Below are 10,490 nucleotides of genomic sequence, written 5' to 3' on the forward strand. Positions count from 1 at the left end.
ACCCCGGAGCGTACCCCCGTGGATCAGCTCGCCCTGCTGTTCGTGCTTCTCCTGGGGGCGGTGGTCACGGTCCCCCTCGGTGACCGGCTGGGCCTGCCCTCGCCGGTGCTGATGACGCTGGCCGGTGGCGTCCTCGCGCTCCTGCCGTTCGTCCCCAACGTGGACATCCCGCCGGAGTACATCCTCCCGCTGGTGCTGCCGCCGCTGCTCTACGCGGCGGTGCAGCGCACCTCCTGGCGGCAGTTCACGGCGAACATCCGCCCGATCTTCCTGCTCGCCGTCGCGCTGGTCTTCGCCACCACCGCGGCGGTCGCGGCGGTCGCCCAGGCCGTGGTGCCGGGGATGCCGCTGGCCGCCGCCGTGGTGCTCGGCGCGCTCGTCGCCCCGCCCGACCCGGTCGCCGCGACCGCGGTCGCCGGCAAGCTGGGGCTGCCCCGCCGCATGGTCTCCATCCTGGAGGGCGAGGGCCTGTTCAACGACGTCACCGCGATCGTCCTCTACCACGTCGCCCTCGCCGCGGCCGTCAGTGGCACCTTCTCCGCGCCGGGGGCCGTGAGCTCCCTGGTGCTCTCCGCCGTCGTCGCCGTCGCCGTCGGCCTGGTCATCGGCTGGGTCGCCAACAAGCTGATGAACATACTCGGCGACCCGACGCTGCAGATCGGCCTGACGCTGCTGGTGCCGTTCGTCGGCTACGTCCTCGCCGAGGAGTTCCACGGCTCCGGCGTCCTGGCCGTGCTGACCTGCGCGCTCTTCCTCGCCGAGTACGCGGTCGACGCCGACGACGTGATGGGCCGCCTCGCCGGTTACACCTTCTGGGAGATCGTCGACACCCTCGTCACCGGCGTCGCCTTCGGGCTGATCGGCCTGGAGCTGCACAACGTCGTCGGTGCCGCGTCCGGCCACTGGACCGAACTGCTGCTGGCGGGTGCCGCCGTCGTCGCCGTGGTCGTCGTCGTCCGGCTGGTGTGGCTGCTGCCCGCCGCCTGGCTGGCGAAGCGGATGCACAAGCGCCGCGACATCGACGAGGACATCCCGATGTCGTGGCGGGAGACGCTCATCATGTGGTGGTCGGGGATGCGTGGGGTGGCGTCGGTGGCGCTGGCGCTGGCCATCCCGTACACCGTCGACGGCGGCGGGGACTTCCCGGCGCGCGAGGAGCTCCTCTTCATCGCCTTCGCGGTGGTGCTCACCACCCTCATCGTGCAGGGCCTGACGCTGCCGTGGCTGGTGCGGAAGCTGCGGGTGAAGGCCGACACGGAGGCCGAGGACGAGCTGGAGCGGGCGCTGGCGCTCCGCGTCATCAAGGCGTCCAAGCACCGCCTCAAGGAGATCCTGGAGGTCGAGGAGCTGCCCGAGGAGGTCACCGAGCAGCTGGCCCGCCGCGCGTACGACATCGGGGCGCGGATCGCGCCGGACATCGTCGACGACGACCGGCGCGAACACTTCGAGAAGCGCATCACCCGCATGAAGAAGGTGCAGCGCATCCAGAACGAGATGCTGTCCGCCGCGCGCCACGAGGTGCTCGCCGCCCGCAACGAACCGGGCGCCGACCCGGAGATCGTCGACCGGGTGCTGCGCCAGCTCGACATGCGCAGCCTGCGCAGCACGCCGGAGGTGCACGAATGATCTCGGCGGGGCGAAGCAGGACCCGAATCAACCCACAGCGTCCGGTGGCGGGCCGGGCCCCGCGAGGTCAGTGCTCCTCGGGGGTGCGCTGCCGGACCGGCCCCAGCGGCCGGTCGGCGGGGGCCGCCGCGGTGGTGATCCGCGGCAGCGCGTAGGGGTGTTCGGCCGCCAGCCAGGCGATCAGCCGCTCGCGGACCCGGCAGCGCACCTGCCACAGCGCGTCCGAGTCACGGGCGGTGACCAGCGCGCGGACCACCAGCGTCGACGGCGTGGTGTCCGTGACCAGCAGGCTCCAGGCGCGGCCGTCCCACTCCGGGCACTCCTGGAGGATCCGGTGCAGCTGCTCGCGCATCTCCTCCAGCGGCGCGGTGTGGTCGAGGTGGAGGAAAACCGTGCCGGTCAGCTGGGCGCCGCCGCGCGACCAGTTCTCGAACGGCGTGCCGGTGAAGTACGACACCGGCATGGTGATCCGCCGCTCGTCCCAGGTCCGCACAGTCAGGAACGTCAGAGTGATCTCCTCGATCGTGCCCATCTCGCCGTTGACCACGACCGTGTCACCGATGCGCACCATGTCGCCGAAGGCGATCTGGAGTCCGGCGAAGAGATTGCCCAGCGTGGACTGGGCCGCGACACCGGCGACGATGCCCAGCAGCCCGGCCGAGGCCAGTACGGAGGCGCCGACCGTCCGCATCGCCGGGAAGGTCAGCAGCATCGCCGCGGCAGCCACGATGATCACGATCGCGCTGACCACCCGCTGGATCAGCGTGATCTGCGTCCGCACCCGCCGCACCCGCGCCGCGTCGTGCGCGTTGGCGGCGTAGCGCGAGTACGACGACTGGACGATGGCCGCCGCGGCGCGCACGGTCAGCCACGCCGACGCCGCGATCAGCACCAGCGTCAGCGCCCGGCCGATGCCCACCATGTGGTCGCGCACCAGGTCCAGACCGGTCGCGTCGTACGAACCGCGCAGCAGCGCCGCGCACAGCAGCACCTGCAACGGGATCCGGCAGCGTCGCAGCGCGCCCCACAGCGGGGTCTCCGGGTGGGCGGCGTCGATCCGGCGCAGTACGCGGTCGGCGAGCCAGCCCAGGACGGCCGTGACGACGACCGAACCGCCGATGACGCTCAGCGGGCGCAGTACGTCCTCCAGGGACACGTCGTATTTCCTCCTCGGCTCGGGGTGCCCGTCCGCCGTACCCCGGGGTCGGCGTACGGCATCAGGGCACGGTACGGCACCCGGCGCGGAGCGGCTGTGACGAGGGCCGCAGCGCGGCCTGGCAGGATGGGGGGCTGCGATCCGACCACAGGGATGTGATGTACGTGCCGGCCACTACCGAGCCCGCGACCAGCGGTTCCTCGACGATTGTGCTGTTCCATTCGGTGTGCGGGCTGCGCCCCGCGGTGCATGCGGCCGCCGACCGGCTGCGGGCCGCGGGCCATGAGGTGATCGTCCCGGATCTGTTCGACGGGCGGACCGCGGACTCCGTCGGTGACGGCATGGAGATCAAGGAGGAGATCGGCAAGGAGACGCTGCTGCGGCGCGCGGTGACGGCGGCGGCGCCGTACTCCGACCGCGGTCTGGTCTACGCCGGTTTCTCCTTCGGTGGCGCGGTGGCGCAGAATCTGGCGCTCGCCGACGCGAAGGCCCGCGGGCTGCTGCTGATGCACGGCACCTCGGACATCGCCGAGGACGCCGAGGCCGACGACCTGCCGGTCCAGCTGCACGTCGCGGACCCGGACCCGTTCGAGCCGCACGACTGGCTGACCGCCTGGTACCTCCAGATGCAGCGGGCCGGAGCCGACGTCGAGGTCTTCCGCTACCCGGGCGCCGGCCACCTCTTCACCGACCCGGACCTGCCCGACCACGACCCGGAGGCGGCGGAGAGCGCCTGGCGGACGGCGCTGGGGTTCCTGGCGTCGCTCTGAGACGAGCGGGGCAGGGCCGGGGCGCGTCTCCGGCCCGGCGGCGGGGAGCCTCCGGACGCGCCCCGATCGGACATTCCTTCGCCCGCCGCCTGCCGGACACCCGCCGCGCTCGCTCAGCGCGCGCTCGGGTCCTTCTCCCCCTTGGCGATACCGGGCGCGCCGCCCGGGGCGCCGCTGTCCTTGCCGCCGCTGGGGTCCTTCTCGCCCTCGGCGATGCCGGGGCCGCCCTTCGCCGGGCCGAACTCCTTGTCGATCATCTTCTTGAAGTTGGCGTCGGCGAGCTGGTTGTACTGCTCCCGCGTCATCCGCTGCTGCGGCACCGGCGGCAGCACCAGCTTCTTGTCGCCGTGCAGGAAGGCCGGGGTGCCCTTGACGCCCTTGCGGCCGAACTGCGCGGTCATGTCCATCGCCCAGCGGTCGTAGGTGCCCTTCTTGACCGCCTGCTCGAAGCCCTTGTTGTGCGCCAGCTCCGGTACCTCGGATGCGATCTTGAGGAGGACGGAGTCCTTGGCGAACGCGTCGTCCTGCTCCTCGGGGTGGTTCGTCAGCGAGTAGAGCGCCGACTTGTACGTGAGGAATGCCTTCGGGCCGACGTTCAGGGCCGCGCCGAGCGCGCTGAGCGCGTTCTTGGCGCCCTCGCCGCCCTGGGCGCCGTCGAGGAAGGTGTACATCGTGAAGCGGACCTTGTAGCGCCCGTCGTCGATGTCCTTGATCAGGGAGGCGCCGGAGGACTGCTCGAACGATGCGCACATCGGGCAGCGCAGGTCCTCGAAGACCTCCAGGGTCTCCTTGGCGCTCTTGTCGCCGATCAGGATCTCGGTGCCGTTCTTGCCCTGGGTGTGCGCCGGAGTGACCGACTTGGCCTCCTTGGCCGCCTCCCACCCGGTCGGCTCGGTCGCCTTCACCACGGCGAACCCGGCGCCGCCCGCGACGACCAGCACGCCCGCCACCACGGCGGCGACGGTCAGCTGGCGGCGTACCCGGTCCTTCTTCTTCTGCCGCTCCCGCTCGGCGCGGATCCGCTCACGGGCGGCCGACGGGGCCTTCTGGCTGGTGCCGTTGCTCATCTGTGTCCCGATCCCTCGGTGCTGCGACTGGCAGTTGCGTCGACGGCGTACGCACCGGACGGCGGCGGGCCGCGGTGCGGGGGACGGCGAATCGGCAGGAGGGTGGGGGGCATGCCGGGAGTCTGCCATGTCCACGGCAGACTCCCGAGTCAAGATTTGGCATCGGGCGACGGGCGCGGGCCCGCCGCCCGGCGCGTTACTTCACGCCCTTGTCGATGAGGGTGTTGAAGGACTCCGGGGTGGTCGGGGCGACCTTGCTCGGGCCGCTGTCGAGGCCGATCACCTTGCCGTCGAGCTTGAGCGTCGGGGTGTTCTTGACGTCGTCGTGCGAGTTGAACTCGACGGACATCTCCAGCGCCCAGCGGTCGAAGACGCCCGACTTCACGCCCTTCTCGAAGTCCTTGTTGCCCTTCAGCGCGGGCACGGTGTCGGCGACCTTCAGCAGGTAGCTGTCGTCGGCGAACTTGTCCGGACCCATCTCGTCCGGGTGGAACTCCTTGGAGAACAGGGCTTCCTTGTACTTCAGGAACGCGTCCGGGCTGACGTTCAGCGCCGAGCCCAGGGCGCTCAGCGCGTTCTTGGAGCCGGTGCCCTTGAGGTTGGTGTCCAGGAAGGTCGCCAGGTGGAACTGGGCCTTGTACTTGCCGTCCTTGATGTCCTTCTGGACGGTCTCGCCGACGTTCTGCTCGAAGTTGCCGCAGCCGGGGCAGCGCGGGTCCTCGAACAGCTCCAGGGTGTGCTTGGCGTCCGCCGTGCCGATGACGAGGGTGGTGCCCTTGTCGCCCGAGGTGTGTGCGGGCTTGACCAGCTTGGCCTTGGCCGCCTTGGCCCACGCCTTGTTGTTGCCGGCCATGTCGTTCACGGTGGCGGTGGCGCCGGATTCGCCGTCGCCACCGGAGTTGGCGACCAGCACGCCGATGCCGCCGGCGATCGCCAGCACCGCGACGATCGCGCCGCCGACGGTCAGCTGCCGCCGCATCTTGTCCTTCTTCGCCTGCCGCTCCCGCTCGGCCCGCAGCCGCTCGCGCGCCGCCTGCTTGTTGGCCTGGTTGTTGCGGTTGCTCATGACATGTCTCCGTGGAAATCCGTGGGAAGGGTGCGGTGCGTACGGGCGCGCACGCACCCTGGGAGGGCGGTACGCGCGCTGCGGCTGCGGCCCCGAAAGGGAGCTCAGGCAGCGAGCACGCAGGGCGGTCCACGGCGGACGACGGAGTGCACCAGCAGCGGCGGGTGGTGCGCGGGCGGGCCGTCGGCACCGCGCCGGACGGCCGGGTGCTCCGGGGCGGGCACCCGTACGGCCATCGCGACGGCGGCCAGCAACGGCCGGAACGCGAAGTGGGCGACCGCACCGAGCAGCTGCGCCAGCGCCGCCTCGCCGCGGCGCAGCCAGGCGGCGGCCACCAGCCCGACGAGCAGATGCGCGACGAGCAGCAGCCAGCCGGCCCCGGCGGGGACGGCGAGCAGCGGCCCGGCGCCGTGCCCGGAGAACTGGGCCAGCGGCGCGCCGACGTCACCGCCGCCGCAGAGCAGATCGATGCCCAGGGTGCGCAGCGGACCGGTCACCGGGCCGCCGGAGCGGCCGTAGCAGGCGTGCTGGCCGTAGCTGAAGACCGCGTCGGCGGCCAGCTCCAGCGGCAGCAGCAGAGCGGCGATCCGTCCGAAGCCCCGCTCCCGCCCGGCCAGCGCGTAGGCGATGCCGAAGACCCCGGCCGAGACGACGGCGACGGTGGTCAGCGGCAGCGGCATCCGGGTCAGCAGCACATGGGACGCCGCGGACAGCGTCACGCACAGCGCTGTGAAAAGCGCCGCACGCACCGTCCGCAGGTGTGCCGCCGAGATGTCCATCGCCAGCGAGTGTGCCATGAACCCGTGCAGGCGTTCCCCGAGGGGGCGGGGACGGCGGCGTCCCCGTCGGTCCGGGGCCGGTTTCCGCAGCGTGCGCACGGCTTCCGGGGCCGGCCCCGGGGCACGCCGGCGGTCGACGACACGGGTACGGCCACGGCCGCCCGGCGGGCCGTGTGCCGCCTGCCCGCGGGGCGACGGGCGTCCGCGGAGGCCCGCGTTCCGGGTCGCGGCGGAGCTCCGTTGTCGGTGCCGGGTCGTAGACTTCGAAGCTGCCCACACCATCCGCGGTGCGGCGTCCCGGACGCCGCCCGTCCCCTCGCCGTGCCCTCGTCCGCCGCCCTTCTCCGGAGGTCTCCCGCCGTGGCCAAGCCGCCCTTCACGCACCTGCACGTCCACACCCAGTACTCGCTGCTGGACGGTGCCGCGCGGCTCAAGGACATGTTCGCCGCGTGCAACGAGATGGGCATGACGCACATCGCCATGTCCGACCACGGCAACCTCCACGGCGCGTACGACTTCTTCCACTCCGCCCAGAAGGCCGGGGTCACCCCGATCATCGGCATCGAGGCGTATGTCGCCCCCGAGTCGCGGCGGCTCAAGCGCAAGGTGCAGTGGGGCCAGCCGCACCAGAAGCGCGACGACGTCTCCGGTTCCGGTGGTTACACCCACAAGACCATCTGGGCGGCGAACAAGACCGGTCTGCACAACCTCTTCCGCCTCTCCTCGGACGCCTACGCCGAGGGCTGGCTGCAGAAGTGGCCGCGGATGGACAAGGAGACCATCGCCCAGTGGTCCGAGGGCCTGATCGCCTCCACCGGCTGCCCCTCCGGCGAGCTCCAGACCCGCCTGCGGCTGGGCCAGTACGACGAGGCCCGCAAGGCGGCCGGTGAGTACCAGGACATCTTCGGCAAGGAGCGGTACTTCCTGGAGCTGATGGACCACGGCATCGACATCGAGCGCCGGGTCCGCGAGGACCTCCTCAAGATCGGCAAAGAGGTCGGCATCCCGCCGCTGGTCACCAACGACTCGCACTACACCTACGCGCACGAGGCCACCGCCCACGACGCGCTGCTGTGCATCCAGACCGGCAAGAACCTCTCCGACCCCGACCGCTTCCGCTTCGACGGCACCGGCTACTACCTCAAGTCCACCGACGAGATGTACGCCATCGACTCCTCGGACGCCTGGCAGGAGGGCTGCCGCAACACCCTCCTGGTCGCCCAGCAGATCGACACCGACGGCATGTTCGAGAAGCGCGACCTGATGCCGAAGTTCGACATCCCCGAGGGCTACACCGAGGTCACCTGGTTCCAGGAGGAGGTCCGGGTCGGCATGGACCGCCGCTTCCCCGGCGGCGTCCCCGACGACCGCCAGAAGCAGGTCGAGTACGAGATGGACATCATCATCCAGATGGGGTTCCCGGGGTACTTCCTCGTCGTCGCCGACTTCATCATGTGGGCGAAGAACAACGGCATCGCGGTGGGCCCGGGCCGTGGCTCCGCGGCCGGTTCGATCGTCGCGTACGCCATGGGCATCACCGACCTCGACCCGATCGAGCACGGCCTGATCTTCGAGCGGTTCCTCAACCCCGAGCGCGTCTCCATGCCCGACGTCGACATCGACTTCGACGAGCGCAGGCGCGTCGAGGTGATCCGGTACGTCACGGAGAAGTACGGCGCCGACAAGGTCGCCATGATCGGCACCTACGGCAAGATCAAGGCGAAGAACGCCATCAAGGACTCCGCCCGCGTCCTCGGCTACCCGTACGCGATGGGCGACCGCCTCACCAAGGCGATGCCCGCCGACGTCCTCGGCAAGGGCATCGACCTCTCCGGCATCACCGACCCCAAGCACCCCCGCTACAGCGAGGCGGGCGAGATCCGCTCGATGTACGAGAACGAGCCGGACGTCAAGAAGGTCATCGACACCGCCAAGGGCGTCGAGGGCCTGGTCCGGCAGATGGGTGTGCACGCGGCGGGCGTGATCATGTCCAGCGAGCCGATCGTCGACCACGCCCCGGTCTGGGTGCGCCACACCGACGGCGTGACCATCACGCAGTGGGACTACCCCCAGTGCGAGTCGCTGGGCCTGCTGAAGATGGACTTCCTGGGCCTGCGCAACCTCACCATCATGGACGACGCCGTGAAGATGGTGGAGGCCAACAAGGGCATCAAGCTGGACCTCCTGGAGATCCCGCTGGACGACCCCAAGACGTACGAACTCCTCTGCCGCGGTGACACGCTCGGCGTCTTCCAGTTCGACGGCGGTCCGATGCGGTCGCTGCTGCGCCAGATGCAGCCCGACAACTTCGAGGACATTTCCGCCGTCTCGGCCCTGTACCGCCCGGGCCCGATGGGCATGAACTCCCACACCAACTACGCCGAGCGCAAGAACGGCCGCCAGGAGATCACCCCGATCCACCCGGAGCTGGAGGAGCCGCTCAAGGAGGTCCTGGGCCTGACCTACGGCCTCATCGTGTACCAGGAGCAGGTGCAGAAGGCCGCCCAGATCGTCGCCGGGTACTCGCTCGGCGAGGCCGACATCCTCCGCCGCGTCATGGGCAAGAAGAAGCCCGAGGAGCTGGAGAAGAACTTCGTCCTCTTCCAGGCGGGCGCCAAGAAGAACGGCTTCAGCGACCAGGCGATCCAGGCGCTGTGGGACGTCCTGGTCCCGTTCGCCGGCTACGCCTTCAACAAGGCGCACTCCTCCGCGTACGGCCTGGTCACCTACTGGACCGCCTACCTCAAGGCCAACTACCCGGCCGAGTACATGTCCGGGCTGCTCACCTCGGTGCGCGACGACAAGGACAAGTCGGCGGTCTATCTGAACGAATGCCGCCGCATGGGCATCAAGGTGCTGCCGCCGAACGTCAACGAATCGCTGGCCAACTTCGCGGCCCAGGGCGACGACGTGATCCTCTTCGGCCTCACCGCGGTCCGCAACGTCGGCCAGAACGTCGTCGATTCGATCATCCGCTGCCGCAAGGCCAAGGGGAAATACGCCTCGTTCCCCGACTACCTCGACAAGGTCGACGCGGTCGTCTGCAACAAGCGCACCACCGAATCGCTGATCAAGGCGGGCGCGTTCGACGAGATGGGGCACACCCGTAAGGGCCTCACCGCGCAGTACGAACCGATGATCGACAACGTCGTGCAGGTCAAGCGCAAGGAGGCCGAGGGACAGTTCGACCTCTTCGGCGGCATGGGCGACTCCGCCGACGGGGCTTCCGACGGCCCCGGTTTCGGCCTCGACGTCGAGTTCTCCGACGTGGAGTGGGACAAGACGTACCTCCTCGCCCAGGAGCGCGAGATGCTCGGCCTGTACGTCTCCGACCACCCGCTGTTCGGCCTCGAACACGTCCTGTCGGACAAGGCGGACGCTGCCATCGCCCAGCTGACCGGCGGCGACTACTCCGACGGCTCGATCGTGACCATCGGCGGCATCATCTCGGGTCTCCAGCGCAAGATGACCAAGCAGGGCAACGCCTGGGCCATCGCCACCGTCGAGGACCTGGCGGGCTCCCTGGACTGCATGTTCTTCCCCGCCACCTACCAGCTGGTCTCCACCCAGCTCGTCGAGGACGCGGTGGTCTTCGTCAAGGGGCGGCTGGACAAGCGCGAGGACGTGCCCCGGCTGGTCGCCATGGAGATGATGGTCCCCGACCTCTCGGAGGCGGGCGCCAACGCCCCCGTGACGATCACCATCCCGACGCTGAAGGTCACCCCGCCGCTGGTCGAGAAGCTCGGCGAGGTGCTGACCAGCCACCGCGGCTCCACCGAGGTGCGGATCAAGCTCCAGGGCACCCGCAAGACCACGGTCCTCCGCCTCGACCGGCACCGCGTCACGCCCGACCCGTCGCTCTTCGGCGACCTGAAGGTGCTGCTCGGCCCGTCCTGCCTGGCCGGCTGAGCACCCCCGGACCCCCGAGGGGGGGGCCGCCCGGTGGGGGGGGGCGCCAAAGATTTTTAGCGGGTCGGAGGTGTGGCGGCGCCGCGCGGCGGGCCGGGGGGGGGCAGTTTTGAGCGA

7 protein-coding genes are annotated in these 10,490 nt (G+C 70.3%); 3 read left to right on the forward strand and 4 right to left on the reverse strand.

Annotated features, from left to right (window positions below; all coding sequences use genetic code 11):
* Positions 1–18 precede the first annotated feature (18 nt).
* Entirely contained in the window at positions 19–1,626 is a 1,608-nt protein-coding gene (locus tag ACFWWQ_RS24520) for a Na+/H+ antiporter (protein WP_384599946.1), read from the forward strand.
* Between the two features lie 67 nt (positions 1,627–1,693).
* On the opposite strand, the gene ACFWWQ_RS24525 is transcribed toward ACFWWQ_RS24520, so the two are convergent.
* Positions 1,694–2,776, reverse strand: a complete 1,083-nt coding sequence (locus ACFWWQ_RS24525) for a mechanosensitive ion channel family protein (RefSeq protein ID WP_384600027.1) — start codon at positions 2,774–2,776, stop codon at positions 1,694–1,696.
* Positions 2,777–2,940: 164 nt separating this feature from the next.
* Here ACFWWQ_RS24525 and ACFWWQ_RS24530 point away from each other — a divergent pair, with 164 nt between their 5' ends.
* Positions 2,941–3,552, forward strand: coding sequence for a dienelactone hydrolase family protein (locus tag ACFWWQ_RS24530; protein WP_384600030.1), 612 nt, complete (start codon positions 2,941–2,943; stop codon positions 3,550–3,552).
* 113 nt (positions 3,553–3,665) lie between these two features.
* On the opposite strand, the gene ACFWWQ_RS24535 is transcribed toward ACFWWQ_RS24530, so the two are convergent.
* The 3 genes from ACFWWQ_RS24535 to ACFWWQ_RS24545 form a co-directional block, all read right to left on the reverse strand.
* A complete protein-coding gene (locus ACFWWQ_RS24535; RefSeq protein ID WP_384599949.1) occupies positions 3,666–4,619 on the reverse strand; it encodes a thioredoxin domain-containing protein in 954 nt (317 codons plus the stop codon).
* A 196-nt stretch (positions 4,620–4,815) separates the two neighbouring features.
* On the reverse strand, positions 4,816–5,685 hold the full coding sequence (locus tag ACFWWQ_RS24540; RefSeq protein ID WP_384599952.1) for a thioredoxin domain-containing protein: 870 nt from the start codon (positions 5,683–5,685) through the stop codon (positions 4,816–4,818).
* Positions 5,686–5,789: 104 nt separating this feature from the next.
* Positions 5,790–6,482: a hypothetical protein gene (locus ACFWWQ_RS24545; RefSeq protein WP_384599955.1), complete on the reverse strand. Its 693-nt coding sequence runs from the start codon at positions 6,480–6,482 to the stop codon at positions 5,790–5,792.
* A gap of 342 nt (positions 6,483–6,824) precedes the next feature.
* Here ACFWWQ_RS24545 and dnaE point away from each other — a divergent pair, with 342 nt between their 5' ends.
* Entirely contained in the window at positions 6,825–10,373 is a 3,549-nt protein-coding gene (gene dnaE, locus ACFWWQ_RS24550) for a DNA polymerase III subunit alpha (protein ID WP_384599958.1), read from the forward strand.
* Positions 10,374–10,490: the final 117 nt, after the last annotated feature.

Source organism: Streptomyces sp. NPDC059080, from assembly GCF_042739975.1.
In the GTDB taxonomy this organism is placed as follows: domain Bacteria; phylum Actinomycetota; class Actinomycetes; order Streptomycetales; family Streptomycetaceae; genus Streptomyces; species Streptomyces benahoarensis.